Below are 25,273 nucleotides of genomic sequence, written 5' to 3'. Positions count from 1 at the left end.
CAGGAGCCTGCCGGAGACGTCGCCCCGGCTGCTGCCGTCGCCCACAGGCATGATCACCACGGGCTGAGCGCTGTCTCCCGAGCAGGATGACCGCCCTGAGCCCGATCTCGATGCGCCGGTCACACCCCCGGACGCGGGACGGCCCCCGCGACCAGTGGTCGCGGGGGCCGTCCGTGCAACGCAGGCGTCAGGCGGTGCTCAGACCATGGCCTTCTGCAGGTTGGCGTCGATGGCCGCCAGGAAGTCCTGGGTGTTCAGCCACGGGCTGTCCTTGCTGATCAGCAGCGCCAGGTCCTTGGTCATCTGGCCGCTCTCGACGGTGTCGATGCAGACCTTCTCCAGGGTCTCGGCGAACCGGGTCACCTCGGGGGTGTTGTCCAGCTTGCCGCGGTGGGCCAGGCCACGGGTCCAGGCGAAGATCGAGGCGATCGGGTTGGTCGAGGTGGCCTCACCGCGCTGGTGCGCGCGGAAGTGCCGGGTGACCGTGCCGTGCGCCGCCTCGGCCTCGACCGTGCGGCCGTCGGGGCTGGCGAGCACCGAGGTCATCAGGCCCAGCGAGCCGAAGCCCTGCGCCACGGTGTCGGACTGGACGTCACCGTCGTAGTTCTTGCACGCCCAGACGTAACCGCCCTCCCACTTCAGCGAGGCGGCGACCATGTCGTCGATGAGCCGGTGCTCGTAGGTGATGCCGGCTTCCTTGAACTTGTCGGCGAACTCCGCCTGGAACGTCTCCTCGAAGATGTCCTTGAACCGGCCGTCGTAGGCCTTCAGGATCGTGTTCTTCGTGGACAGGTACACCGGGTAGTTACGGGCCAGGCCGTAGTTCAGCGAGGCGCGGGCGAAGTCGCGGATCGACTCGTCGAGGTTGTACATGCCCATCACGACGCCGGGGCCGGGGGTCTGGAACACCTCGTGCTCGATCGGCGCGGAGCCGTCCTTCGGGGTGTAGGTCAGCGTCAGGGTGCCCTCGCCGGGGAACCGGAAGTCGGTGGCCCGGTACTGGTCACCGTAGGCGTGCCGGCCGACGATGATCGGCTTGGTCCAGCCGGGCACCAGCCGCGGCACGTTGGCCATGATGATCGGCTCGCGGAAGATGACGCCGCCGAGGATGTTGCGGATCGTGCCGTTGGGCGAGCGGTACATCCGCTTGAGGCCGAACTCCTCGACCCGCGCCTCGTCCGGGGTGATGGTGGCGCACTTGACGCCGACGCCGTGCTGCTTGATGGCGTTCGCGGCGTCGACGGTGATCTGGTCGTCGGTGGCGTCGCGCGCCTCGATGCCGAGGTCGTAGTACTCGAGGTCGACGTCCAGGTACGGGAGGATCAGCTGGTCCTTGATGAACTGCCAGATGATCCGGGTCATCTCGTCGCCGTCGAGCTCGACGACCTTGCCCTCGACCTTGATCTTGCTCACGTGGTTGGTATCCCTCTCTGCAGCTCTGACCGTCGTGGTCAGAGGTCGGCTACATCGGCCTGCTTGGCACGCACGGCCTCGGCGGCCTCGCGCAGGCCCGCCAGCTCACTGTCGGTCAGGTCGCTCTGCACGACCCGCCGCACTCCTGTCCGGCCGATCTCGGCCTCGACCCCCAGGTAGACCCCGGAGATGCCGTACTCGCCGTCGACCCAGGCGCACACCGGCATGACCGCCCCGGCGTCCTCGCGCACCGCGCGGGCCATCCGGGCGGCCGCGGCGGACGGCGCGTAGTACGCCGAACCGGTCTTCAGCAGCGCGACGACCTCGGCCCCGCCGTTGCGGGTGCGGTCGACCAGGTGCGCGATCCGGTCGGCCGGCAGCACCTCGGCCAGCGGGCGGCCGTCGACGGTGCAGCGCGAGGGCACCGGGACCATCGTGTCGCCGTGCGACCCGAGCGTCAGGGTGCGCACCGAGCCGACCGGGACGCCGCACTCCTGGGCCACGTTGTCGGTGAACCGGGCCGTGTCGAGCATCCCCGCCTGCCCCATGACCCGCGCCTTCGGGAAGCCGGTGGCCAGCTGCGCCAGCGCGGTCATCTCGTCGAGCGGGTTGGAGACGACGATGACGACGGCCTCCGGTGAGGTGCGGGCGACGTTCTCCGCGACCGAGCGGACGATGCCGGCGTTGGTCTCGATCAGGTCCATCCGGCTCATGCCGGGCTTGCGCGGCAGACCGGCGGTGATGACCACGATGTCGGAGCCCTCGGTGCCCTCGTAGGACCCACCGCCGACGCCCACGACGCGGGTCTCGAAGCCCTCGATCGGCCGTGACTGGTTGATGTCCAGCGCGAGGCCCTCGGGCTTGCCCTCGACGATGTCGGTGAGCACCACGGTCTCGAACAGGTCGTACTCCGCCAACCGCAGCGCTGTGGTCGAGCCGTAGAAGCCGGCGCCGACGACGGTCACCTTGCCCTGCCGGTCCCGCTCCGCCATGCCCGCCAACCTAGCCCCGGACCCGCCCCCGCGGCCATGCGGGGCGCCCCGCACGGGTCAGTCGGCCGGGACGGCGAGCGCGGTGCCGGCGACCGCCAGGCCCACCACGAGGCTGAGCCCGACGTCGACCCGGCGGCTGCGCACCGCCAGGAAGCCGATCCGGCGGGCCGGCAGGAGCAGGCGCAGGAGCGCCGCACAGACCGTGGCCAGCCCCATGACGACCAGGCCGCGGCGCCACTGCTCGAGCGCCACCAGCGCCAGGCCGGCCGCGACCAGCACGATGACCAGCAGCAGCGGCCACTGCCGCACGAAGCCGGCCAGCAGCGGCCGCCGCCGGTACAGCGGCTCGGGGGCCGGTGCCGGCCGGGTCACGCCGAGAGCACCTCGGCCCCGGTGGCCTGCTCGGCGGCGAGAACGACGTTGGCCAGCAGCATCGCCCGGGTCATCGGCCCGACCCCGCCGGGGTTCGGCGCGACGAAGCCGGCGACCTCGCGGACGTCGGCGGCGACGTCGCCGGCGATCTTCCCGTCGACCCGGCTGACGCCGACGTCCAGGACCGCGGCACCGGGCTTGACCATGTCCCCGGTGATCAGCCCGGGCACCCCGGCGGCGGCGATCACGACGTCGGCGCCCAGGGTGTGCGCCGCCAGGTCGCGGGTGCCGGTGTGGCAGAGGGTCACGGTCGCGTTCTCGGTGCGCCGGGTCAGCAGCAGGCCCAGCGGCCGGCCGACGGTGATCCCCCGCCCGACGACGACGACCTCGGCACCGGCCAGCGGTACGTCGTACCGGCGCAGCAGCTCCACGATGCCGACCGGGGTGCACGGCAGCGGGCCGGGCACGCCGAGCACCAACCGGCCCAGGTTCACCGGGTGCAGCCCGTCGGCGTCCTTGGCCGGGTCCATCCGCTCCAGCACCTCGCTCTCGTCGATGCCCCGCGGCAGCGGGAGCTGGACGATGTAGCCGGTGCACGCCGGGTCGGCGTTGAGCTCGTCGACGACGGCCAGCACGTCGGTGAGCGTGGCGCTGGCCGGCAGCTCGCGCTGGATGCTGGCGATGCCCACCTCGGCGCAGTCGGAGTGCTTCGCCGAGACGTACCACCGGCTGCCCGGGTCGTCACCGACCAGCAGCGTGCCCAGCCCCGGGCGCCGCCCGGCCGCCGCGAGCGAGGCCACCCGCTCGGTCAGCTCCGCCCGGATCGCCGCCGCCGTCGCCTTGCCGTCCAGAGTCGTCGCCGCCACGGGACCAGTCTGCCGCACGCCCGCTCCCCCTAGGCTCCCGGACACCGGCAGCTCCGTGGGCCGGCCCGCGCGCGAGGAGGACCGATGAGCGAGCCCGACCGCCTCTCCCGGCAGTCGTCGTGGGACGGCGACCCCACTCCCCACGGCAGCTCCGCGTGGACGGGCGGGCGTCTGCCCGCGCAGCCGCTGGCCGACCAGCCCACCGAGGTGGTGCACACCGAGGCGCGCTGGGACCCCACTCCGGAGAGCAGCCCGGCGACGTCCTGGCCACCGACCGCGCCGGTCGCCGTCCGGCAGCCGGCCGACGACGCCGGGGGCCGGCCGGCCGTCTGCCGGCGACCGGACACCCTGGCCGGCCTGCTGCTCCTGCTGGCCGGGGTGGCGGCCGGGCTCAGCCTGCTCGTCGTGTGGGTCGACGGCGGCGACCGGGGCCTGGTGCTGGTGCAGCGGAGCCTGGACGACCTCGCGGAGGGTCCGGGCGGGCTGGCCGGCCACCTCGACTGGGCGGTCCCGGCCGTGGCGGGCGGGGGTGCGGTGCTCTTCCTGCTGGGCCTGCTGCTGTTCGTGCCGGCCCGCACCCACCGGTTCCTCGGTGCGCTCGCGCTGGTGGTGGCGCTCGTGGTCGCGGCCGGCGTGCTGGTGCCGCTGGCCGACGCCGACTGGGACCTGGAGCGGTGGGCGGTCGGCGCCTGGTTCGCCGTCGCCGCCGCGGCGCTCGGCGTGCTCGGCGGCCTCAAGGCGCTGGTCACCGGAGAGCGCACCCGCTGGTGAAGGACCCCGTCCTCCGCACCCCTCGCAGGCTCGGGGCGAGCCTCCGGACGGGGCCGTGACGGGTCAGTCGGCGACCAGCGCCCCGTGGGCGCGGGCGAACGTCACCGCCTGCACGACGTCCAGCCGCACCCCGGTGACGTCGAAGCCGTGCCAGTTCACCCCGTCGGTGTCCGCGCCGCGCAGGTCGGCCCCCCGCAGCCGGGTGGTCTGCAGCCGGGCGTGCCGCAGGTCGGCGCGGGTGAGGTCGGACTCCCGCAGGTCGGTGTCGGTCAGGTCGGCCTCGACCAGCTTCTGCCCCGACAGGTCGACCCCGGACAGGTCGACCCCCCGCAGCGACGTGTAGCTCCAGTCGGAGTCCGCACTGGTCATCGGGCGCAGCGTCGCACCCGGGAACTGCGAGCCGGTGAGCTTGCAGCCGGACCAGGTGCTGCCGGACAGGCGCGCGCGGTCGAACCGGCAGGAGAGGAACGCCGTCCCCTCGTGCCGGGCACCGGACATCGCCACGCCGGTGAGCACGCACTGGTCGAAGACGCAGCGCACCGTGACCAGCTCGGCGAACGAGGCGTCGTCGAAGCGGCAGTCGACGAAGGTGACCCGCTCCAGCCGGGCCCAGTCCCACTCGACGCGGGCCAGGTCCTCGCCCTCCCAGACGGTGTCCGGCTCCGGCGGTTCCTTGTCGATCACCACAGCACCCTACGGCCTCTCCAGAGGCTCGCCCCGAGCCTGCGAGGGGTGAGGAGGAGAGGGTCCTTCCTCAGTGGGCGAAGTGGCGGGTGCCGGTCAGGTACAGCGTCACCCCGGCGGCCGCCGCGGCGGCGATCACCTCGTCGTCGCGCACCGAACCGCCCGGCTGCACCACGGCACGCACCCCGGCGTCCAGCAGCACCTGGAGCCCGTCGGCGAACGGGAAGAACGCGTCGGAGGCGGCCACCGACCCGGCGGCCCGCTCCCCCGCCCGCGCCACGGCGAGCCGGGCGGAGTCGACCCGGTTGACCTGCCCCATGCCCACGCCCACGGTGGCCCGGTCGCTGGCCAGCAGGATGGCGTTGCTCTTCACCGCGCGCACCGCCCGCCAGGCGAAGACCAGGTCGTCCAGGCCGGCGGCGTCCAGCGGCTGGCCGGTGGCCAGGGTCCAGCTGGTCGGGTCGTCGCCGGCGGCGTCGATCCGGTCGGCGGTCTGCAGCAGCAACCCGCCGCTGACCGGGCGCAGCTCGACGGTCAGCCGCGGCGCCTCGGGCATCCGGAGCAGCCGGACGTTCTTCTTCTGGGTGAGCAGCCCGAGGGCGTCCTCGGTGAACGAGGGGGCGACGACGACCTCGGTGAACACCTCCGAGATCTGCTCGGCCAGGGTCAGGTCCACCTCGCGGTTGGCGGCGATCACCCCGCCGAAGGCCGAGACCGGGTCGCACGCGTGCGCCTTGCGGTGGGCCGAGGCGATGTCCGCGCCGACGGCGATCCCGCAGGGGTTGGCGTGCTTGATGATCGCCACGCACGGGTCGGTGTGGTCGTGCGCGGCCCGCCAGGCGGCGTCGGTGTCGACGTAGTTGTTGTAGGACATCTGCTTGCCGTGCAGCTGCTCGGCGTCGGCCAGCCCGGGCTGCCCACTGCGGTAGAGGGCCGCCCCCTGGTGCGGGTTCTCCCCGTAGCGCAGGACGTCGGTGCGCTCCCAGCTGCCGCCGACCCACTCGGGGAAGCCGCTCTCGTCGTCCGGGGAGAGCACGTTGCCCATCCAGGAGGCGACCGCGACGTCGTAGGCGGCGGTGTGCCGGAACGCCTCCGCGGCCAGCTGCTGGCGCTGGGCCAGGGTGAAGCCGCCGGCGGCGACCGCCTCGACGACCTCGTCGTACCGGCCCGGGTCGACGACGACGGCGACGGACGGGTGGTTCTTGCCCGCCGCGCGGACCATCGCCGGTCCGCCGATGTCGATCTGCTCGATGCACTCGTCCGGCGAGGCGCCGGAGGCCACCGTGTCGCTGAACGGGTAGAGGTTCACCACGACCAGGTCGAAGGCGGCGATGCCCAGCTCGTCCAGCTGGGCCACGTGCGACGGCTTGCGCCGGTCGGCCAGGATCCCGGCGTGCACGGCCGGGTGCAGCGTCTTCACCCGGCCGTCGAGGCACTCGGGGAAGCCGGTGACCTCCTCGACGGGGGTGACCGGCAGCCCGGCGGCGGCGATCCGGGCCGCGGTGGCGCCGGTGCTGACCAGCTCGACACCGGCGTCGACGAGGCCGCGGGCGAGCTCGTCGATGCCGGTCTTGTCGTAGACGCCCAGCAGCGCGCGGCGGACAGGGATGCGCTCGGTCATCGGGGGCTCTCCTCGGTCGGGATGGCAGGAGTCGGTAGGGAGGGGATCGGGGCGCCGGTGGCCAGCGCGGCCACGGTGTCCACCAGGAGCTCGCGCTCGACGGTCTTGATCCGTTCGTGCAGGCTCGCCTCGTCGTCGTCGGCGTGCACCGGGACGGGGCGCTGGGTCAGCACCGGGCCGGTGTCCAGGCCGGCGTCCACCAGGTGCACGGTCGCGCCGGTGGTGGCCACGCCGGCGGCCAGGGCGTCGCGGACGGCGTGCGCGCCGGGGAAGGCGGGCAGCAGCGCCGGGTGGGTGTTGACCACCCGGCCGTCGAGGGCGGCCAGCACGGCCGGGCCCAGCAGCTTCATGAACCCGGCGGAGACCACCCAGTCGGGACGGCGCTCGGCCAGCGCAGCGGCCAGCGCCCGGTCCCAGGACGCCCGGTCGGGGTGCTCGCGCAGGGCGACGACGAAGGTGTCGATCCCGCGGTCGGCGGCGAGGGCCAGCCCGGCGGCGTCCGGGCGGTCCGCGCCGACGGCGACGACCTCCGCCGGATAGCCGGGCTCGTCGGTCGCGGCGAGCAGGGCCGCGCACAGCGAACCGGCTCCGGACAGCAGGACCACCACGCGCGCGCGGGCACCCGGCGTCCCCGGGACGGCGGATGCGTCGGCGGGCACGTCCGCAGACCCTAGTGTCCGGGCCCAGGGGCCGGTGCCGACGGGTCCGGTGCCGACGGGTCAGGGACGGCTGCGCCAGCGGGCGACGGCGGCGCCGGGGACGGCGGCGATCCCGGCCTGCACGGCCACCGCCAGCCCGGTGGCCAGCGCCGGTGCGCCCACCTCGGCCAGGGCGGCATCGCCCAGCGAACCACCGGCGACGAGCACCCACAGCCCGGTGACGGCGCCGACGCCGACCGCGGCGACGACGCCCCACAACGCGGCGGTGACCGCGCCGCCGTCGGCGTCCTCCAGCCGGCGCCCCAGCGCGATCCCGGCGACCAGCCCGGCGAGCGCGGGCAGCGCCTGGGACAGGAACGCGACCAGCGGCACGGCCTGGGTGTCGGGCAGGGCGGCCAGCAGCGGCAACGCCGGCACCGGTCCGAGCGTCACGCCGCCCACCGAGACGAAGGTGCCCGCCCCGACGACGAACCCCGGCCCGGCGGCCAGCCCGGCGACCGCGGCGAGGGCGTTGGGCAGCAGCAGCACGCTCAGCCCGGTCAGCCCGGCGGCCCCGGCGCTCGCGCCACCGAGCCCGGTGACCATGGCGGCGGCGCCGTCGGCGTCGGACGCCAGGGCGACGGCGAGGACCGCGGCACAGCCGGCGGCCAGCGCCAGGGTGCCCGCGGCCACGGCGCGCAGCACGGCCCGCCCCGGACCGGGGAACCGGTCCAGCAGCTCCCCGCCCAGCGGTGAGTCGCGCAGCACCCCGGCGCCACCGGCGAGCAGCGCCAGCACCACCGCCCCCACCAGCGGCCGGCCCACCCCCACCTCGGCGTCCGGCGTGCTGACCAGCACGGCGACCAACGCCGTCGTGACGGCGTGCGCCGCGACCACGGCACCCAGCACCCCGGCGACCGACCGGGGCGAGTCCAGCTCGCGCACCGCCACCACCGACCCGGCCGCCCGGGCCAGGCCCCAGGCGGTGCCCGCGGTGACCAGCAGGGGCGCGATCCGGAGCGGTCCGGAGGGGAGCTCGACCGCCGCGCCGTGCGCGAGCGACCACAGCTGGCCGGCCACCCGCGCCGACGAGCCCGCCGGCAGCCCGCCGTCGGGGTCGAGGGCCTGCACCACGAGCAGCGCGAGCCAGAGCCCGAGCAGCCCGGTGACCGACACCGCGAGGGCGGTGGCCACCGCGAGCCAGCCGGTGGCGGGGCCACGCCGTCCGCCGGTGCCGTGCGACCCGAGGGGCAGGCGGGACAGCAGGGACGTCACCTCACCACTCTCGCAAGCGGCGTCGCCGGATCAGCGGTGCACGCGCCGGGTCCGGTCATCTCACAGGCCAGCGGTCAGCCGCCCCCGGCGGCGGTGCTGCCGCCGGGCTGTTCGGGACCGCGCTCGGGAGCGGGAGCCGGCGCCGGGGGCGGGCTCCAGGTGGGCGGGCCCTGGTACCAGCCGGACTCCGGGGGCTGCGGGTGGTGAGCAGGCGGCGCGTACTGCGGGTGCACCCCGTGCCCCCAGCTCCCGTACGGCGGCGCGGCCTCGTAGGGGCCGGCGCCGTACCCGGGCGGCGCGTACGGCGGCACACCCCAGCCCGGGGCGCCGGGAGGCGGTTGCGGTGCGCCGGCCCAGCCGACGGGCGCGGCGCCGGCCGCCCGCAGGTCGGCGAGCAGCCGGGAGAGCGTGACCACCAGCAGCGCCGTCGCGGTGAGGAAGGCGAGCAGCCCCATCAGCGTGAAGCCGGCGTCGAAGGTGGTCAGCCACTCGGTGAGGGTCAGCAGGAAGGCCAGCGCCGCCAGGCCGGCCGGGACGACGGCGCGCGGGAACGGGACCCGGACCTCGCGGAACGCCGGCAGGACGCTCCACACCGCGGCCACCAGCACCAGCAGCAGCGCGAGGGTCAGCAACGGCGACTGGAAGCCGTTGACCGACATGCCGGGCGCGCTGTAGCCGAAGCCCAGGTCGTACCCCGGCACGCTGAACCAGGGCACGCTCAGGAAGACCAGGTAGAGCAGGGCCCCGGCCGGGACGACGAGGTCGGCCCAGCCCAGCACCCGCAGCCCGGGCCGGCGGCGGGGCGCCGGGGCGGGAGGGTGCGCGGCCGGGGACCCGGCCGCGCGCTCGGGCTCCGGGCCCGGCCCGGCCGGGTGCTGCTCGGGACCACTGGACGTCATCGCGGCGGCTCTCCTCGGAGTACGTGGCAGGGTCCTCCGCATCGTCCCCCACCGGGAACGCCGCTGCCCGGCACCTCCGGGGAGGTGCCGGGCAGCGGCCGTGCGGAACAGCGGCGGCGTCAGCCCCCGACGATCTCGCGCATCAGCAGCGCGGTCTCCGACGGGGTCTTCCCCACCCGGACGCCGGCGGCCTCGAGGGCCTCCTGCTTGGCCTGGGCGGTGCCGGCCGAGCCGGAGACGATCGCACCGGCGTGGCCCATGGTCTTGCCCTCGGGCGCGGTGAAGCCGGCCACGTAGCCGACGACCGGCTTGGTCACGTTGGCCTTGATGAAGTCCGCGGCCCGCTCCTCGGCGTCGCCACCGATCTCGCCGATCATCACGATCGCCTCGGTCTCCGGGTCGTCCTGGAACGCCTGGAGGCAGTCGATGTGCGTGGTGCCGATGACCGGGTCACCGCCGATGCCGACGGCGGTGGAGAAGCCGATGTCCCGCAGCTCGTACATCATCTGGTACGTCAGCGTGCCGCTCTTGCTGACCAGGCCGATCTTGCCGGCCTTGGTGATGTTCGCCGGGATGATCCCGGCGTTGGACCGCCCGGGGCTGATCAGGCCCGGGCAGTTCGGGCCGATGATCCGGGTGGTGCCGCCCTGGGCGTGCGCCCAGAAGTAGGTGGAGTCGTGCACCGGGATGCCCTCGGTGATCACGACGGCGAGCCCGATCTGGGCGTCGACGGCCTCGATGACGGCGTTCTTCGCCCCGGCCGGCGGGACGAAGATGACGCTGACGTCGGCGCCGGTCTCCTTCATGGCGTCGGAGACGCTGCCGAACACGGGGACGCTGGCGCCGTCGAAGTCGACGGTCTCGCCGGCCTTCTTCGGGTTGACGCCACCGACGATGGCGGTGCCGGAGGCGAGCATGCGCTGGGTGTGCTTGCGCCCCTCGGAGCCGGTCATGCCCTGGACGATGACCTTGCTGTTCTCGGTGAGGAAGATCGACATCTCAGTTGTCCTGTTCGCAGCGGGGGGTCAGAGGGCGGCGAGCTCGGCGGCCCGGCGGGCGGCACCGTCCATCGTGTCCACCACGGTCACCAGCGGGTGGTTGGCGTCGGCGAGGATCTGCCGCCCCTCCTCCACGTTGTTGCCGTCGAGCCGGACGACCAGCGGCTTGCTGGCCTCGTCGCCGAGCTGGCCGAGGGCCGCGACGATGCCGTTGGCGACGGCGTCGCAGGCGGTGATCCCGCCGAACACGTTGACGAAGACGCTCTTCACGGCCGGGTCGGACAGGATGATGCCCAGCCCGTTGGCCATCACCTCGGCCGAGGCGCCGCCACCGATGTCGAGGAAGTTCGCCGGGCGGACGCCGCCGAACTCCTCACCGGCGTAGGCGACGACGTCGAGGGTGCTCATGACCAGCCCGGCGCCGTTGCCGATGATGCCGACCTCGCCCTCGAGCTTGACGTAGTTGAGGTCCTTGGCCTTGGCCGCGGCCTCCAGCGGGTCGGCGGAGGCGGCGTCCTCGAGGGCCTCGTGCTCGGCGTGCCGGAACCCGGCGTTCTCGTCGAGGGTCACCTTCGCGTCCAGCGCGAGGACCGTGCCGTCGGGCGCCTTGGCCAGCGGGTTGATCTCGACCAGGGTGGCGTCCTCCTTGGAGAAGACGTCCCACAGCTGGACCGCGATGGCGATGACCTGGTCGCGCACCTCGGCGGGGAACCCGGCTGCGTCGACGATCTCGGCGGCCTTCTGCGCGTCGACGCCCACGGAGGCGTCGACGGGGATGCGGGCCAGCGCCTCCGGGCGCTCGACGGCGAGCTGCTCGATCTCCATGCCGCCCTCCTTCGAGGCCATCGCCAGGAAGGTGCGGTTGGAGCGGTCCAGCAGGTAGGAGAAGTAGTACTCCTCCGCGATGTCGCTGGCCTGGGCGACCATCACGCGGTGGGTGACGTGGCCCTTGATGTCCAGCCCGAGGATGTCCTGGGCGCGGGCCTTGGCGCTCTCGGGGTCGTCGGCGAGCTTGACGCCGCCCGCCTTGCCCCGGCCGCCGACCTTGACCTGGGCCTTGACCACGACGGGCGCCGCGATCTCGCGGGCGATCGCCTCGGCCTGCTCAGGTGTCTCGGCTACGCCGCCGGGGAGCACGGGGACGCCGTGCGCGGCCAACAGGTCACGGGCCTGGTACTCGAAGAGATCCACGAGCAGGCACCGTAGCCCGCCTCCCCGGCGACCGCTCGGGCGCCCGGCCGGGTGTGCGGCGCGTCACCCCGATCGGGTGCGGACGGTCAGGCCCCCGCCGGGGTGCCGACGTGCTCGCGCACCCAGCTGACGATCTCCTCGGTGGTGGCGCCGGGGGTGAACACCCGGGCCACGCCCAGCCGGGCCAGCTCGGGCAGGTCGGCCTCGGGGATGATCCCGCCGCCGAAGACGACGACGTCGTCGACCCCGCGCTCACGCAGCAGCTCGGCGAGCCGGGCGAAGAGCGTGAGATGGGCGCCGGAGAGCACCGAGAGGCCGACGGCGTCGGCGTCCTCCTGCACGACGGTCGCCACGATCTGCTCCGGCGTCTGGTGGAGACCGGTGTAGACGACCTCCATGCCGGCGTCGCGCAGGGCGCGCGCGACGACCTTGGCGCCGCGGTCGTGCCCGTCGAGGCCGGGCTTGGCGATCACCACCCGGATGCGCTCGCTCGTCACGGCGTGGACTCTAGGCCCATCGACGTGGCATGCGTCACTCTCGCGCTGCGCCCGGAGTGCCGGTCCGCCAGCGCCAGGCGGCGGCGGTCAGCCCGGCGAACGCCAGGCCGACCACCAGCAGGCCCATCCCCGGCACGGTCCACTCCACCTCCGGGCTCCGCGCGGCGTCGCGCATGCCGGCCAGCGCGGTGGTCAGCACGAAGACGGCCAGGGCGAGCAGGCCGCCGACCGCCGCCAGCCGGGGGCGCAGCGAGGGTGCGGTCACCGAGGACAGCAGCAGGGCACCGGCGAGCAGCAGGCCACCGAGCAGCGCGAGGCCGGGCCGCTCCAGCAGCGCCTGCGGCCCCTCGACGGTCACCACGGTCTGCAGTCCGGTGGCCGGGTCGGTCACCACCCGGTCGGGGACGTCGGCGGCGGGCAGCGCCAGGCAGAGCACCGCACCGACGCCGAGCACCACCGCCGCACCGGCGAGCACGGGCCGCGCCGGGTCCAGCGTGCCGGCGTCCTCCATGACGGTGCGTCCCCACGCGACGAGGGCGACGACCCCGGCGAGCACGGCGAGGCCCAGCGCCACCACGCCGAGGACCCAGCCGGCGCCGGTGTCCACGGAGCTGGTGAGCACCCGCTCCCCGGCCAGCACCTCGATCGCCGGACGAGCGGTGGACCCGTGCCCCTGGTGCAGCTCGATCAGCAGCCGGCCGACGGCGAGCGCACCGTTCACCGCCGCGTAGGCCAGCCCCAGCCGTGGCACCCGCCCCAGCGCCAGCAGCGCCCCGACCAGCACGGCCACCAGCGGGGCGAGCAGCGCGACCAGGGCATCCAGCGGGCCGGTCACCAGGTCGATCACCGTTCCGCCGACCGTCAGGTAGGTGGGGAAGACACCGACGGCGCCGATCACCCCGGCGAGGGCCAGGAGCACGCCGGCGATGCGGGCGGACACCGGGACCGCGCCGACCACCAGCGGGTCACCGGCCGGCGGCTCCGCCGGCCGGCGGGCCGGTCGGGCAGCAGAGCCGGACGCCCGGCGGGCGCTCGGCCGGCCGGCCGTGGAACGGGCAGGCGCGCGGTCGCGGGCGGGCACGGTTCCCCCTCGGAGGTCACTGGGTCGGTCGTGTCGCATGGCAGATGTGTGACGTCCGGCACACAAGGGCATTACGGTGCGCGGACCGAGCACACCACGAGTGCAGACGGCGCCCCCGGCGCCGGGCCGGACGAGCGGAGGGAGATCAGGGTGCTGACCACCGATCCACCCTCTCCCCCAGCGTGGCACGCCGGTGCGACCGAGGCCGGCACCGACGTCCCGGACCGGACGACGTCGACCCGATTCGGACTGCGGTCGCTGGTCACCCCCACCGCACTCACCGGCGGGCTGACCGAACTGGCCTGGGTCGGTGCGCACGCGCTGCTCTACCCGCTGGGCGCCCGCACCGAACCGGTGCGCGCCGACGGCCGCTACCGCCCGGGCACCCAGCCCCCGACGGTGCGGGCCCTGTTCGCCGACGACCCCCTGGCCGCCCGGATCCCGGTGGTGCTGGTGCACGGCCTGGTCGACAACCGATCGGTGTTCGCGGTGATGCGGCGCAGCCTGCGGCGGCGCGGGTTCGCCCAGGTCTGCTCCTGGAACTACGGCCCGCTGGTGCGCGACGTGGCCGGCGCCGCGGAGGCGCTGGGCCGGCACGTCGAGCAGGTGTGCAGCGAGACCGGGCACGAGCGGGTGCACGTGGTCGGGCACAGCCTGGGCGGGCTGGTCGCCCGCTACCTGGTACAGCGGCTCGGTGGCGACGCGCGCGTCGAGTCCCTGGTCACCCTCGGCACCCCGCACGGCGGGTCGCGGTGGGCCCACGTCCTGCCGACCCCGTTGATCCGCCAACTGCGGCCGGGCTCCCCGCTCCTGGAGGAGCTGGCCCGGCCCGCACCGGGCTGCCGCACCCCGGTGACGGCGGTCTACAGCGACCTGGACCAGGTGGTGGTCCCCTCCGCCGCCGGCCGGTGCGAGCACCCCGACCTGCAGGTGCGCAACGTGCTCGTCCGCGGGGTGGGGCACATGTCCCTGCCGATCCACCGCGGCGTCGTGGACGAGGTGGCCGCGACGCTGGCCGGACATCGCGTCACCGCGCCCACCGGCGCCCCGATCGCCGCCTGAGACGGCATACCTGGGCTCTGAGTGGCGTGTGTCGTCACGGAGCGCACAGCCTCGCGACACGAGCCGTCAGGTCGTTGTCCGTCCCCTGCACCGTCGTTAGCGTCCGGAATGACATCGATGGAATTCCCCGTCGACGTCGTCGCACAGCCCGTGTGCAGCCCGGTCGCCCTCCCCGGTGACCGGCGCCCGCCAGGCACCCCGGCTCCCCCCGGGGCGCCACCCCCGGAAGGTGCCCGTTGACCCGACTGCGTGAGCTCGTGGGCCGGACCCGGTCGGACCACGATGCCGCCCCCAGCCCCGAGGGCGACTGGGTCGGCAGCTGGGCCGACGAGGCCGACTGGGACGAGGACTGGGCCCAGCTCGACCAGGAGCTGGCGGCCGCCACGGCGGCCGACCGGAGCCCCCGGGACGACACCCCCACCGACGACACCCCCACCGGCGAGACCCCCGACGACGAGGGCCGTGCGCCGCGCCGCCGCCTCGGCGCCCTCCGCCCCCGGCGGGCCGTCGCGCTCCGCCGGCCGCCGGGCCGGCGCGCCCCGGTGCTGCTCGCCGTCGCGGTCACCGGCGCCCTGGGGGCCGCACTGCTGGGCGGCCCCACCGACGCCACGCCGCTGGCGTCCGGGCAGGCCTACGGCCTGGGCGTGGAGGACGCCAGCTTCGCCGGCGGCATCGACGTGGCCGCTGCCCGCGGCGAGATCAGCCAGGCCGAGGCGGCCGCGCGGCTGGATGAGATCGCCGCCTCCCGCGCGGCCCGGGAGCCCGACTTCGTCGTCCCCACCACCGGCCGGCTGACCACCTGCTACTGCATGCGCTGGGGCACCATGCACTGGGGCCTGGACCTGGCCGCACCACTGGGGACCCCGATCCACTCCGCCACGGACGGCGTGGTGCTGCGGGCCGGCCCGGCGTCGGGCTACGGCAACGCCGTCTACATCCAGGACGCCGACGGCAACGTGCACATCTACGGCCACATGCGCTACTACAGCGTCGAGGCCGGCGACGTCGTCTCGGCCGGCGAGCAGATCGCGAAGGTCGGCAACCAGGGGCAGTCGACCGGCCCCCACCTGCACTACGAGATCCACGTCGGCGGGATGAACGGCAAGCCCACCGACCCGGAGAAGTGGCTGGCCGAGCGCGGGCTGTCGGTTCGCTGAGCCCGAGGAGCGCGGCTCAGCGGCGCGAGGCACCGGGCTGCAGCACCCGGCCGATCTCGGCCGGCGCCCGGTCGAGCTCAGCGTCGGTGACGTGCAGGAGCGTGCTCACCGTCCGGCCCGCCTCGAGGGGCGCGTCCCCGAAGGGCAGCGCGCGCACGCGGCCCGCGGCCTCCCCTGCCCCCCGGCGGAGCGCGACGTGCGCCGCCTCGAGCACCCGACGGCGGCCCTGCGTCAGAGCTTGACCAGCGGGGCGTAGCGCAGCACGAGGCGCTTGGTGCCGCCGGAGCCGAAGTCGACCGTCGCCTGCACCTTGTCCCCCACGCCGTTGACCTCGACCACGGTGCCCAGCCCGAAGGCGTCGTGGCTGACCCGGTCGCCGACGTCGACGCTGATCACGGCGCGGTTGCCCGCCCCGCCACGCAACCCGCCGGTGGACAGCCCGGTCGCGGCGACCCGCTGCTGGGCCGACGACGACGGGGCGGACAGCGCCGGCTGCGGGTTGGTCCACTGCACGGTGTCGGCGGGCAGCTCGTCGAGGAACCGGGACGGCGGGTTGTACGCCGGCTGACCCCAGTTGGTGCGCACCGTGGCCCGGGAGAGGAACAGCCGCTGCTGGGCCCGGGTGATGCCGACGTAGGCCAGCCGCCGCTCCTCCTCCAGCTCCTTCGGGTCGCCGAGGGCCCGCAGGTGCGGGAAGACGCCGTCCTCCAGGCCGGTGAGGAAGACGACCGGGAACTCCAGGCCCTTGGCGGTGTGCAGGGTCATCAGGGTGACCACCCCGGCGTCGTCGCCGGTGACCGGGATCTGGTCGGCGTCGGCGACCAGGGAGACCTGCTCCAGGAAGTCGGTGACCGTGCCGCCGGGCGAGGCCGCCTCGAACTCCGCGGCCACCGAGATGAGCTCGTTGAGGTTGTCGACCCGCCCCTCGTCCTGCGGGTCGGTGCTGGCCGACAGCTCGGCGAGGTAACCGGTGCGGTCGAGGATGCTCTCCAGCAGCGCGGCCGGGCCCGAGCCGGTCTCGACCAGCTGCTCGAACTCCTCCAGCAGCGCGACGAACTCCTGCAGCGCCTTGAGCGAACGCGGGGCGAGCGTGGTGATCTCCGAGCAGCGGCGCAGCGCGGTGCCGAAGGCGATCCGCTCGCGGTCGGCGAACTGCTCGATGCAGGACTCGGCCTTGTCGCCGATCCCCCGCTTGGGCACGTTGATGATCCGGCGCAGGCTCACCACGTCGGCCGGGTTGGCGACGAGCTTCAGGTAGGCCAGCGCGTCGCGGACCTCCTTGCGCTCGTAGAAGCGCACCCCGCCGACCACCTTGTAGGGCATGCCGACCCGGATGAACACCTCCTCGAACACCCGGGAGGCGTTGTTGGTGCGGTAGAAGACCGCGATGTCGGCCGGCCGCGCCGTGCCCTCGTCGGTGAGCGCGTCGATCTGCTCGGCCACCCAGGCGGCCTCGTCGTGCTCGTTCTCGGCGACGTAGCCGGAGATCAGCTCGCCGTCACCGGCGTCGGACCACAGGTTCTTCGGCCGGCGGGAGGTGTTCTTCGCGATGACCGTGTTGGCGGCCTTCAGGATCCGCTGCGTCGAGCGGTAGTTCTGCTCCAGCACGATCGTCGTCGCGTCGGGGTAGTCGCGCTCGAACTCGTCGATGTTGCGGATCGTGGCGCCGCGGAAGGCGTAGATCGACTGGTCGGCGTCACCGACCACGCACAGCTCGGCCTGCGGGACCGGCCCGCCGGGGCCGCCGGCCAGCTCCCGCACCAGCATGTACTGGGCGTGGTTGGTGTCCTGGTACTCGTCGACCAGCACGTGCCGGAACCGGCGCCGGTAGTGCTCGGCGACGTCCGGGAAGGCCTGGAGCAGGTGCACGGTGGTCATGATCAGGTCGTCGAAGTCCATCGCGTGCGCCTCGCGCAGGCGACGCTGGTACAGCGTGTACGCCTCCTTGAGCACCTTCTCCGGCGCCGTCTGGGGGCTGAAGGACTCCTCGTCGACCAGCTCGTTCTTCAGGTTCGACACCTGGTTGGCCAGGCTGCGCCCGGGGTACCGCTTGGCGTCCAGGTCGAGATCGCGGGCGACCATCGTCATCAGGCGCACCGAGTCGCCCTGGTCGTAGATGGTGAACGAGCTCTTCATGCCGAGCTTCGCCGACTCGGCGCGCAGGATGCGCACGCACATCGAGTGGAACGTCGACACCCACATCGCCCGGGCGCGGGGCCCGACGAGGGCGGCGACGCGCTCCTTCATCTCCCCGGCGGCCTTGTTGGTGAAGGTGATCGCCATGATCTCGCCGGGCTGCACCCCGCGGGCGCCGAGCAGGTAGGCGATCCGGTGGGTGAGCACCCGGGTCTTGCCCGACCCCGCGCCGGCGACGATGAGCAGCGGGCTGCCCTCGTGGACGACGGCGTCGCGCTGCGGGCCGTTGAGGCCGGCGAGCATCCGGTCGAGCTCCCGCCCGGTCTGGCCGGGGGTGGAGCGGGCGAGCGCGGCGGTGCCGGGGAGGGAGATCTGCGGGCTGCTCATGACGACGCCACTGTAGGCCGGGCGTCCGACGGTCCTCGCCGCCGCGCGCCCCCGAGCGCGCGCCGCGGGTGGCGCTCCGGGCGTCGTCCGTGTCACACTCGCTGCGTGCTGCGCCACCGCGAGTTTTACTACGGCCACCGGGTTCCGGTGTCCGTCACCGCTGGCTGAGCAGCCACCGCACACGACGCCCCGGGCCCGATGGCCCCGGGGCGTTTCTCGTCTTGCGGGGTCCGACGGCCCTCCACCACCCCGGAGGCCCCCGATGAGCACCCCCACCACCGAACAGCTCCCCCCCGCCGACGACCTGATCGGCGCGCTCCGCGGCGAGATCGACGCCTGCGACGCCCAGATCATCGAGCTGGTGCAGCGCCGGCTGGCGATCTCCCAGCAGATCGGCTCGCTGCGCACCGCCTCGGGCGGCATGCGGCTCAACCTCTCGCGCGAGCGCCAGGTGCTCTCCCGCTTCCGCAGTGCGCTCGGCCCGGACGGCGCCGCGCTCGGGATGATGCTGCTGCGCCAGGGCCGCGGCCGCCTCTGACGAAGGACCCCGTCCTCCTCCCCCCTCGCAGGCTCGGGGCGAGCCTCGGGACGGGGCCATAAGCTGCGGCGCGTGATGCCGCTGCCCACCGCCCCTGCCGAGCACGTCGAGCGCGCCCTCTGCGTGCTGGCCCACCCCGACGACGTCGACTTCGGCAGCGCCGGCACCGTCGCCACCTGGACCGCGGCCGGCACCGAGGTGACCTACTGCATGGTCACCGACGGCGACGCGGGCGGCTTCGACGACACCCCCCGCGACCGGATGGGGCCGCTGCGCCGGGAGGAGCAGACCGCCGCCGCGGCCGCGGTCGGGGTGACCGACGTGCGCTTCCTCGGGTACCCCGACGGCCGGCTCGAGCTCTCCCTGGACCTGCGCCGCGACATCAGCCGGGTCATCCGCCAGGTGCGCCCGCAGCGGGTGCTCACCAGCTCCCCGGAGCGCTTCTACGAGCGCATCGGCGCCAGCCACCCCGACCACATGACGGTCGGTGAGTCGACGCTGCGCGCCGTGTACCCCGACGCCCGCAACCCCTTCGCCTTCCCCGAGCTGCTGGCCGACGAGGGCCTCGACGCCTGGACCGTGTCCGAGGTCTGGCTGGGTGGTGGCCCGCGCTCCGACCACGCCGTCGACGTCACCGACGCGCTCGACCGCAAGCTCGCCGCGCTGCGCGCGCACGCCAGCCAGGTCTCCCACTGGCCCGAGGGCCAGCTCGAGGAGTTCCTCACCGGCTGGATGCGGGAGAACGCGCGCGCCCACGGGCTGCCGGAGGGCCGGCTCGCCGAGGCCTTCCAGGTCCTGCACACCGCCTAGAGCAGGCGGTTGGTCGCCGCCCAGCGGGTGAGCTCGTTGCGGTTGGACAGCTGCAGCTTGCGCAGCACGTTCGAGGCGTGCGACTCGACCGTCTTGACCGAGATGAACAGCCGCTGGCCGATCTCCCGGTAGGTGTAACCACGCGCCAGCAGCTGCATGACCTCCCGCTCCCGGGCCGAGAGCAGGTCCAGGCCGGGGTCGACGGCCGGGTCCTCGCCGGCGGGAGCCGCGACGGCACCGCCGGCGGCGAAGGCGTCGAGCACGAAGCCGGCCAGCCGCGGGCTGAACACCACGTCGTCCTCGGCGACCCGGCGCACCGCGTCGCGCAGCTCCGCACCGGAGATGGTCTTGGTGACGTAGCCGCGGGCGCCGGCGCGGATGACCGCGATGACGTCCTCGGCGGCGTCGGAGACCGACAGCGCCAGCCAGCGGGTCGCCGGCAGCTCCGCACGCAGCGCCTCGAGCACCGCCTGCCCGTTGCCGCCGGGCAGGTGCACGTCGAGCAGGACGACGTCGGGCGCCGCGGCGCGGATGCCGGCGATCGCGGTGGCGACGTCGGCGGCCTCACCGACGACCTCGACGTCGTCGCCGAGCTCGGTGCGCACCCCGGCCCGGACCATCGCGTGGTCGTCGACGAGGAAGACGCGGATCGGTGCGCTCACGCGGACACCCCCGCCTCGCGCGGGAGACACAGCTCCACCTCGGTCCCCTCTCCTGGTGCCGAACGCACCGTCGCCGTTCCGTTGAGCCGGGCGAGCCGGCCGACCACCGAGTCGCGCAGTCCCCGCCGGTCCGCGGGCACCGCGGCGGGGTCGAAACCGGTGCCACGGTCGCGGACGAAGACCGTCACCGTCGTCGGCGTGACCTCGGAGTAGAGCGACACCCGGGAGACGCCCGAGTGCTTGGCGGCGTTCACCACCGCCTCCTTGGTGGCCTGCCCCAGCGTGGCGACCGCGTGGTCGACCGGCAGGTCGCCCACGACCACCGGGTCGACCGCGACGGCGTGGTCGGACTCGACGTCGGCGACCAGCCGGGCGACGAGCCCGGCCCAGGTGCCGCCGGTGGCGACGGTCGGCTCGTACAGCCAGGCCCGCAGCTCGCGCTCCTGGCTGCGGGCCAGCCGGCCCACGACGGTCGGGTCGTCGGAGTGGCGCTGGATGAGCGCGAGGGTCTGCAGCACCGAGTCGTGCAGGTGCGCGGCGACCGCGGCGCGCTCCTCCGAGCGGATCCGCGCCGCCCGCTCGGTCGCCCGCTGGTCGAGCAACCGGCGCCACAGCGGGGCGGTCGCCAGCACCAGGCCGACGAGGATCACCACGGTGGCGGTGAAGCCGTTGCGGGCGTTGGCCAGCTGACCCGTGGTGGCCAGCAGCAGCACCACCCCGCCGACGCCGACGGCGACACCGGCGGCCAGCGCCCAGCGGCTGGTGCGGCGGGACAGCGACGCGTCGGTGTCGGTCTGCCGCCAGATGACCGCCAGCCCGGTGCCGGCCAGCACCAGCGGCACGACGACGTCGTAGCCGCCGAAGGTGAGCAGCTGGGAGACCAGCCCGAAGGCGGCGAAGGAGAGCAGCGACAGCAGGACCAGCTGCCGTCGACTGGGGCGCTCGCCGATCACGGCGACCGTGCCGTCGTCGGACTCCTCGACGACCGGCATCGTCAGCCACAGCAGTGCGTACGCGACGACACCGACCCCGGTGAAGGCCAGCCCGGTGATGACGACCCGGGCCACCATCGGGTCCAGCCGCAGGTGCGCCGCCGTGCCTGCGGCGACCCCGGCGAGCAGCCGGCCGGAGGCCGGGCGCGCCAGCGGGGGCCGGGCGCCGCGGCCCACGGGGGGCCGGGCGGTCGGCGCGGTGCTGGTGGTCACGGATCGATCGTGTCACCGTCGGCGGCGTCGGCACACCGGTGATCACCCGGAGTGCGGGCAGCGGCGCGGGATCAGGGTCGGGCCAGGGGGTTCCCCGATACCGCTGCGCCCCCCGGATCGCCAGGCTGGTGCCATGACCTCAGCACTCCCCCCCTCGGCCCCGCCCCCCACGGCCGACCAGCCACCAGGCTCCTGGCCCCCGCCGCCGCAACCGGGGGCGGCGCCGCGCCCGCAGTTGCGCCGCAGCCGCACCGACCGGGTCATCGGCGGCGTCGCCGGCGGCCTGGCCGACTACACGGGCGTCGACGCCCTGCTGTGGCGGGTGGGCGCGATCGCGCTGACCCTCGCCGGCGGCAGCGGCATCGTGATCTACCTGCTGCTCTGGCTGCTCATGCCGGCGGCGCCGGCCGTGCAGCCCGGTGAGCAGACCCCTCGTCCGCCGTCCGGCCCGCGCTCGCCGGTGCCCGGGGTGACCGTCGCCGTCCTGCTCATCGTGCTGGGGATCGGCGTGCTGCTCACCCGGTTCACCGACCTGGACATCGGCGCCCGGGGCTTCCTGGGCAGCGCCCTGCTGGTCGTCGGCGTCGGGCTCGTGGTCGGCGCGCTGACCGGGGCCGGCCGCGGCGCCAAGGGTGGCCTGATCACCCTCGGGCTGCTGCTGTCCGCGGCGCTGCTGGTGGCCTCCACCGTGCAGCTGCCCGACGGGGAGATGGGCGACCGCACCTACCGGCCGATGACCGCCGCCGCCGTGCAGTCGGAGTACGAGCACGGGGCCGGGGACTTCACCCTCGACCTCAGCGAGCTCGACCTGGCCGACGGCGACCGGACCATCCGCACCAGCGTGGACTCCGGCCTGGGCGACGTGCAGGTCCTGGTGCCCTTCTCGGCCGACGTCCAGGTGAGCGTGGACAACGCCATCGGCGATGTCGAGCTGTTCGGGGACGCCCTGGAGTCCGGCTTCTTCCCGGGGTACGGCGCGGACTGGAGCGACGACGACGACCCGGAGATCGTGCTCACGATCTCCCTCGGTGCCGGGAGCGTGGAGGTGTCCCGTGGCTGAGCACGACCCCTACGGCCGGCAGCAGACCGAGGTGTTCCCCAGCGGCGCCTCCCCGACCGACCCGCCGGCCCGCCGGCGTGACCTGGACACCACCGCTCTGGTCGCCGGGGTGTTCTTCGTCGGCCTCGCCGTCCTGTTCATGACCGGTGTGACCCTGCCGCTGGACTGGTTCGAGCACGGCTTCAGCTGGGTGCTGCTCATCGGCGCCGGGCTGGCGTTGCTGGCCAACGAGCTGCGCCGGGCCCGTCGCCGGCGCTGAGCGCGACCGCCCCGGGGGGCACGCTCTCCCGGGGCGTCAGCGGCTGATCACCGCCAGGGCCACCGTGCCCAGGTAGATCAGCGGGAGCAGCACCCCTTCGAAGCCGATGCCCTTGCGGTCGCGCATCACCAGTCCGGCGGTGAGCACCGTGGTGAGGAGCACCGTCCCGCCCAGCAGCACCAGGCTGATCGGCCCGGCGTCCCGGTAGACCGGCCCCTCCAGGTAGAAGACGTCGGCCACGGCGATCATCAGGGTGTCGAAGACGTTCCCGCCGATGACGTTGCCGACGCCGAGGGTCAGCGCCCCCATCCGGACCGCGGTGATCAGCACGACCAGTTCGGGGAGCGAGGTGACCGCGGTGGTGAGGGTGAACCCGACCACGCCGCTGGGCAGGCCGGTGCCCTGGACCACGCCGAGCCCGGCCTGGCCGATCACCCAGCCGGCCGCGCCGACCACCAGGCCCAGGGAGGCCAGCAGCGTCCACAGCCGGCGGGTGGAGCGGTCGGTGCCCTCCTCCTCGGGGTCCTCCTCCACGGTGGCCGAGGTGTGCGTGGGGATCCACATCGGGTGGTCGTGCATGCGGCGCAGCAGCACCAGCCCGTAGGCGTAGAGCGCGGGGATCAGCAGGGTCAGCGGGTGGATCCACCCCCACCGGAGGTCGGGCGTCGCGTAGGCCATGACCGGCACCGACAGCAGCGCCACCAGGACCAGCGACTGCATGACGTTCTCCAGCGACGCCGCGGCGTGCTCGAGGTTGGCCCGGCGGTAGACCAGGTCGGCGATGGCCAGCCAGACGGTCTGGATCGCGACCCCGCCGATCGGGTTGGACAGACCGAACCCGGGGTCCCCCGCCAGTGCCCCGGTCGCCGTGGTCACGATCCCGGGCAGCGACGTGACCGCGCCCAGCAGCAGCGCCCCGCCGACCGCGTCGCCCAGGCCGGTGCGGTCGGCGAGCTCGTCGGCGACCCGGGTCAGCCGGACACCGGCGAAGACGATCACCAGGGCCATCGCGACCAGCGCGAGCAGGCTGGGCAGGAGTGGCCACGCACCCGTGGTCACCCCGGTACCTCCAGTCGACGACGATCAGATCGGCGACAACCTGATCACGACACGCCCGGCAACGCCACTCGGGCGACTACTCCCACTCGATGGTGCCCGGCGGCTTGCTCGTCACGTCCAGCACGACCCGGTTGACCTCGGCCACCTCGTTGGTGATCCGGGTGGAGATCCGGGCCAGCACGTCGTAGGGCAGCCGGGTCCAGTCCGCGGTCATCGCGTCCTCGCTGGAGACCGGGCGCAGCACCACCGGGTGGCCGTAGGTGCGGCCATCGCCCTGGACGCCGACCGAGCGGACGTCGGCCAGCAGCACCACCGGGCACTGCCAGATCTCGGTGTCCAGCTTGGCGGCGGTGAGCTCCTCGCGGGCGATCGCGTCGGCCTGGCGAAGCACGTCGAGCCGCTCGCGGGTCACCTCGCCGACGATCCGGATGCCCAGACCGGGGCCGGGGAACGGCTGGCGCTGCACCAGGGTGTCGGGCAGGCCGAGCTGGCGGCCCACCTCGCGCACCTCGTCCTTGAACAGCGCCCGCAGCGGCTCGACCAGGGTGAAGGTGAGGTCCTCGGGCAGCCCGCCGACGTTGTGGTGGCTCTTGATGTTCGCCGTCCCGGTGCCGCCACCGGACTCCACGACGTCGGGGTACAGCGTGCCCTGCACCAGGAAGTCGACGCTCTCGCCGTGCTCCTGGGCGTCGGCGACGACGTCGGTGGCCGCCTGCTCGAACACCCGGATGAACTCGCGGCCGATGATCTTCCGCTTCTGCTCCGGGTCGCTCACCCCCGCCAGCGCGGCGAGGAACTGCTCACTGGCGTCGACGACCCGCAGGTCGGCGCCGGTGACGGCGACGAAGTCGCGCTCGATCTGCTCGGTCTCGCCCTGCCGCATCAGTCCGTGGTCGACGTAGACGCAGGTGAGCCGGTCGCCGATGGCGCGCTGGACGAGCGCAGCCGCGACGGCGGAGTCGACCCCACCGGAGAGCGCGCACAGCGCCCGCCGGTCCCCGATCCGCTCCTTGATCGCCGCGACCTGCTCGTCGACGACGTTGGCCATCGTCCAGGTGGGCTCCAGCCCGGCGATGTCGAACAGGAAGTGCTCGAGCACCGTCTGGCCGTGCGCGGTGTGCCTGACCTCGGGGTGGAACTGCACGCCGGCCAGCCGCCGGTCGACGTCCTCGAACGCCGCCACCGGGGCACCGGTCGAGGTGGCGGTGACGGTGAAGCCGGGAGGTGCCGCGCTGACCGCGTCGCCGTGGCTCATCCAGACCGACTGCTGGGTGGGCAGGCCGCCGAAGAGCCGCGCCTCGGTGGTGACGGTGAGCGGGGTGCCGCCGTACTCGCGGTCGCCGGTGTGGGCCACCGAGCCGCCCAGGCTCTGCGCCATGGCCTGGAAGCCGTAGCAGATGCCGAAGGCCGGTACGCCGGCCTCGAACAGCGTCGGGTCGATCTGCGGCGCACCCTCGGCGTAGACGCTGGAGGGCCCGCCGGACAGCACGATCGCCGCCGGCCTGCGGGCCAGCAGCTCCTCGACCGGGACGTCGGAACCGACGAGCTCGGAGTAGACGCCGGCCTCGCGGATCCGGCGGGCGATCAGCTGCGCGTACTGGGCGCCGAAGTCGACGACCAGGACGGTCGGGAAGTCCATG

The 25,273-nt window shown here is 74.3% G+C and carries 26 protein-coding genes; 7 read left to right on the top strand and 19 right to left on the bottom strand.

What is annotated here, in order from left to right; translation table 11 throughout:
• Nucleotides 1-198: 198 nt before the first annotated feature.
• The 4 genes from ACI795_RS11865 to ACI795_RS11850 are packed head-to-tail and all read right to left on the bottom strand — an operon-like array spanning nucleotide 199 to nucleotide 3,643.
• Entirely contained in the window at nucleotides 199-1,413 is a 1,215-nt protein-coding gene (locus ACI795_RS11865; RefSeq protein WP_457075704.1) for an NADP-dependent isocitrate dehydrogenase, read from the bottom strand.
• Nucleotides 1,414-1,451: 38 nt separating this feature from the next.
• Entirely contained in the window at nucleotides 1,452-2,405 is a 954-nt protein-coding gene (gene mdh / locus ACI795_RS11860; protein ID WP_457075703.1) for a malate dehydrogenase, read from the bottom strand.
• Between the two features lie 57 nt (nucleotides 2,406-2,462).
• The gene (locus ACI795_RS11855; RefSeq protein ID WP_457075702.1) at nucleotides 2,463-2,777 is read right to left on the bottom strand and encodes a DUF3017 domain-containing protein; all 315 of its coding nucleotides are present in this window, start codon (nucleotides 2,775-2,777) and stop codon (nucleotides 2,463-2,465) included.
• Nucleotides 2,774-3,643, bottom strand: a complete 870-nt coding sequence (locus ACI795_RS11850) for a bifunctional methylenetetrahydrofolate dehydrogenase/methenyltetrahydrofolate cyclohydrolase (protein ID WP_457075701.1) — start codon at nucleotides 3,641-3,643, stop codon at nucleotides 2,774-2,776. The genes ACI795_RS11855 and ACI795_RS11850 overlap by 4 nt, the downstream gene beginning before the upstream one ends.
• Before the next feature lie 84 nt (nucleotides 3,644-3,727).
• On the opposite strand from ACI795_RS11850, the gene ACI795_RS11845 reads away from it, so the two are divergent.
• A complete protein-coding gene (locus ACI795_RS11845; protein WP_457075700.1) occupies nucleotides 3,728-4,414 on the top strand; it encodes a hypothetical protein in 687 nt (228 codons plus the stop codon).
• A 63-nt stretch (nucleotides 4,415-4,477) separates the two neighbouring features.
• On the opposite strand, the gene ACI795_RS11840 is transcribed toward ACI795_RS11845, so the two are convergent.
• The 9 genes from ACI795_RS11840 to ACI795_RS11800 all read right to left on the bottom strand — a co-directional run bounded on the left by ACI795_RS11840 (nucleotide 4,478) and on the right by ACI795_RS11800 (nucleotide 13,298).
• Complete coding sequence (locus ACI795_RS11840; RefSeq protein WP_457075699.1) at nucleotides 4,478-5,098, bottom strand: pentapeptide repeat-containing protein; 621 nt, start codon at nucleotides 5,096-5,098, stop codon at nucleotides 4,478-4,480.
• Nucleotides 5,099-5,168: 70 nt separating this feature from the next.
• Nucleotides 5,169-6,719, bottom strand: coding sequence for a bifunctional phosphoribosylaminoimidazolecarboxamide formyltransferase/IMP cyclohydrolase (purH, locus tag ACI795_RS11835; protein WP_457075698.1), 1,551 nt, complete (start codon nucleotides 6,717-6,719; stop codon nucleotides 5,169-5,171).
• Nucleotides 6,716-7,378, bottom strand: coding sequence for a phosphoribosylglycinamide formyltransferase (gene purN / locus ACI795_RS11830; RefSeq protein ID WP_457075697.1), 663 nt, complete (start codon nucleotides 7,376-7,378; stop codon nucleotides 6,716-6,718). Before purN ends, purH begins: the two co-directional genes overlap by 4 nt.
• A 60-nt stretch (nucleotides 7,379-7,438) precedes the next feature.
• Nucleotides 7,439-8,632, bottom strand: a complete 1,194-nt coding sequence (locus tag ACI795_RS11825) for a cell division protein PerM (RefSeq protein WP_457075696.1) — start codon at nucleotides 8,630-8,632, stop codon at nucleotides 7,439-7,441.
• A gap of 74 nt (nucleotides 8,633-8,706) precedes the next feature.
• The gene (locus ACI795_RS11820) at nucleotides 8,707-9,531 is read right to left on the bottom strand and encodes a hypothetical protein (protein WP_457075695.1); all 825 of its coding nucleotides are present in this window, start codon (nucleotides 9,529-9,531) and stop codon (nucleotides 8,707-8,709) included.
• Between the two features lie 119 nt (nucleotides 9,532-9,650).
• Nucleotides 9,651-10,529 carry a succinate--CoA ligase subunit alpha gene (sucD, locus tag ACI795_RS11815; RefSeq protein ID WP_457075694.1) on the bottom strand — a complete coding sequence of 293 codons (879 nt, stop codon included), beginning with the start codon at nucleotides 10,527-10,529 and terminating at the stop codon, nucleotides 9,651-9,653.
• 27 nt (nucleotides 10,530-10,556) lie between these two features.
• Complete coding sequence (gene sucC, locus ACI795_RS11810; RefSeq protein WP_457075693.1) at nucleotides 10,557-11,720, bottom strand: ADP-forming succinate--CoA ligase subunit beta; 1,164 nt, start codon at nucleotides 11,718-11,720, stop codon at nucleotides 10,557-10,559.
• Between the two features lie 86 nt (nucleotides 11,721-11,806).
• Nucleotides 11,807-12,217 (bottom strand): cobalamin B12-binding domain-containing protein, encoded by a 411-nt coding sequence (locus tag ACI795_RS11805; protein WP_457075692.1) that lies wholly within the window; start codon nucleotides 12,215-12,217, stop codon nucleotides 11,807-11,809.
• A 34-nt stretch (nucleotides 12,218-12,251) separates the two neighbouring features.
• Nucleotides 12,252-13,298, bottom strand: coding sequence for a hypothetical protein (locus ACI795_RS11800; RefSeq protein WP_457075691.1), 1,047 nt, complete (start codon nucleotides 13,296-13,298; stop codon nucleotides 12,252-12,254).
• Between the two features lie 150 nt (nucleotides 13,299-13,448).
• Here ACI795_RS11800 and ACI795_RS11795 point away from each other — a divergent pair, with 150 nt between their 5' ends.
• Entirely contained in the window at nucleotides 13,449-14,360 is a 912-nt protein-coding gene (locus ACI795_RS11795) for an esterase/lipase family protein (RefSeq protein ID WP_457075690.1), read from the top strand.
• Between the two features lie 236 nt (nucleotides 14,361-14,596).
• Nucleotides 14,597-15,517, top strand: a complete 921-nt coding sequence (locus ACI795_RS11790) for a M23 family metallopeptidase (protein ID WP_457075689.1) — start codon at nucleotides 14,597-14,599, stop codon at nucleotides 15,515-15,517.
• Nucleotides 15,518-15,533: 16 nt separating this feature from the next.
• On the opposite strand, the gene ACI795_RS11785 is transcribed toward ACI795_RS11790, so the two are convergent.
• Entirely contained in the window at nucleotides 15,534-15,674 is a 141-nt protein-coding gene (locus tag ACI795_RS11785; RefSeq protein WP_457075688.1) for a hypothetical protein, read from the bottom strand.
• A 74-nt stretch (nucleotides 15,675-15,748) separates the two neighbouring features.
• The gene (gene pcrA / locus ACI795_RS11780) at nucleotides 15,749-18,040 is read right to left on the bottom strand and encodes a DNA helicase PcrA (RefSeq protein WP_457075687.1); all 2,292 of its coding nucleotides are present in this window, start codon (nucleotides 18,038-18,040) and stop codon (nucleotides 15,749-15,751) included.
• 262 nt (nucleotides 18,041-18,302) lie between these two features.
• Between pcrA and ACI795_RS11775 the strand changes: the two genes are divergently transcribed.
• Both ACI795_RS11775 and ACI795_RS11770 read left to right on the top strand, forming a co-directional pair.
• The gene (locus tag ACI795_RS11775) at nucleotides 18,303-18,578 is read left to right on the top strand and encodes a chorismate mutase (RefSeq protein WP_457075686.1); all 276 of its coding nucleotides are present in this window, start codon (nucleotides 18,303-18,305) and stop codon (nucleotides 18,576-18,578) included.
• Nucleotides 18,579-18,653: 75 nt separating this feature from the next.
• Nucleotides 18,654-19,388, top strand: a complete 735-nt coding sequence (locus ACI795_RS11770; protein WP_457075756.1) for a PIG-L deacetylase family protein — start codon at nucleotides 18,654-18,656, stop codon at nucleotides 19,386-19,388.
• Here the strand turns inward: ACI795_RS11770 and ACI795_RS11765 are convergent.
• Both ACI795_RS11765 and ACI795_RS11760 read right to left on the bottom strand, forming a co-directional pair.
• The gene (locus ACI795_RS11765) at nucleotides 19,385-20,050 is read right to left on the bottom strand and encodes a response regulator (protein WP_457075685.1); all 666 of its coding nucleotides are present in this window, start codon (nucleotides 20,048-20,050) and stop codon (nucleotides 19,385-19,387) included. The genes ACI795_RS11770 and ACI795_RS11765 overlap by 4 nt on opposite strands.
• On the bottom strand, nucleotides 20,047-21,255 hold the full coding sequence (locus tag ACI795_RS11760) for an ATP-binding protein (RefSeq protein WP_457075684.1): 1,209 nt from the start codon (nucleotides 21,253-21,255) through the stop codon (nucleotides 20,047-20,049). The genes ACI795_RS11765 and ACI795_RS11760 overlap by 4 nt, the downstream gene beginning before the upstream one ends.
• Before the next feature lie 133 nt (nucleotides 21,256-21,388).
• On the opposite strand from ACI795_RS11760, the gene ACI795_RS11755 reads away from it, so the two are divergent.
• On the top strand, nucleotides 21,389-22,315 hold the full coding sequence (locus tag ACI795_RS11755; RefSeq protein ID WP_457075683.1) for a PspC domain-containing protein: 927 nt from the start codon (nucleotides 21,389-21,391) through the stop codon (nucleotides 22,313-22,315).
• On the top strand, nucleotides 22,308-22,574 hold the full coding sequence (locus tag ACI795_RS11750; RefSeq protein WP_457075682.1) for a hypothetical protein: 267 nt from the start codon (nucleotides 22,308-22,310) through the stop codon (nucleotides 22,572-22,574). The genes ACI795_RS11755 and ACI795_RS11750 overlap by 8 nt, the downstream gene beginning before the upstream one ends.
• Nucleotides 22,575-22,610: 36 nt before the next feature.
• Here the strand turns inward: ACI795_RS11750 and ACI795_RS11745 are convergent, their stop codons facing one another.
• Together ACI795_RS11745 and guaA are read right to left on the bottom strand one after the other, a co-directional pair.
• Nucleotides 22,611-23,633: a sodium:calcium antiporter gene (locus ACI795_RS11745; RefSeq protein ID WP_457075681.1), complete on the bottom strand. Its 1,023-nt coding sequence runs from the start codon at nucleotides 23,631-23,633 to the stop codon at nucleotides 22,611-22,613.
• Between the two features lie 76 nt (nucleotides 23,634-23,709).
• Complete coding sequence (guaA, locus tag ACI795_RS11740) at nucleotides 23,710-25,272, bottom strand: glutamine-hydrolyzing GMP synthase (protein ID WP_457075680.1); 1,563 nt, start codon at nucleotides 25,270-25,272, stop codon at nucleotides 23,710-23,712.
• Nucleotide 25,273 lies beyond the last annotated feature (1 nt).

The organism is Modestobacter sp. SYSU DS0290 (assembly GCF_054050955.1).
This window is presented reverse-complemented; position numbering and strand designations above follow the sequence as displayed.

Bases quoted from the DNA above. Each gene is read 5' to 3' on its own strand.
- mdh (WP_457075703.1), bottom strand. From the start codon at position 2,405: ATGGCGGAGCGGGACCGGCAGGGCAAGGTGACCGTCGTCGGCGCCGGC.
- ACI795_RS11845 (WP_457075700.1), top strand. From the start codon at position 3,728: ATGAGCGAGCCCGACCGCCTCTCCCGGCAGTCGTCGTGGGACGGCGAC.
- purH (WP_457075698.1), bottom strand. From the start codon at position 6,719: ATGACCGAGCGCATCCCTGTCCGCCGCGCGCTGCTGGGCGTCTACGAC.
- ACI795_RS11820 (WP_457075695.1), bottom strand. From the start codon at position 9,531: ATGACGTCCAGTGGTCCCGAGCAGCACCCGGCCGGGCCGGGCCCGGAG.
- sucD (WP_457075694.1), bottom strand. From the start codon at position 10,529: ATGTCGATCTTCCTCACCGAGAACAGCAAGGTCATCGTCCAGGGCATG.
- pcrA (WP_457075687.1), bottom strand. From the start codon at position 18,040: ATGAGCAGCCCGCAGATCTCCCTCCCCGGCACCGCCGCGCTCGCCCGC.
- ACI795_RS11775 (WP_457075686.1), top strand. From the start codon at position 18,303: ATGAGCACCCCCACCACCGAACAGCTCCCCCCCGCCGACGACCTGATC.
- ACI795_RS11770 (WP_457075756.1), top strand. From the start codon at position 18,654: ATGCCGCTGCCCACCGCCCCTGCCGAGCACGTCGAGCGCGCCCTCTGC.
- ACI795_RS11755 (WP_457075683.1), top strand. From the start codon at position 21,389: ATGACCTCAGCACTCCCCCCCTCGGCCCCGCCCCCCACGGCCGACCAG.
- guaA (WP_457075680.1), bottom strand. From the start codon at position 25,272: ATGGACTTCCCGACCGTCCTGGTCGTCGACTTCGGCGCCCAGTACGCG.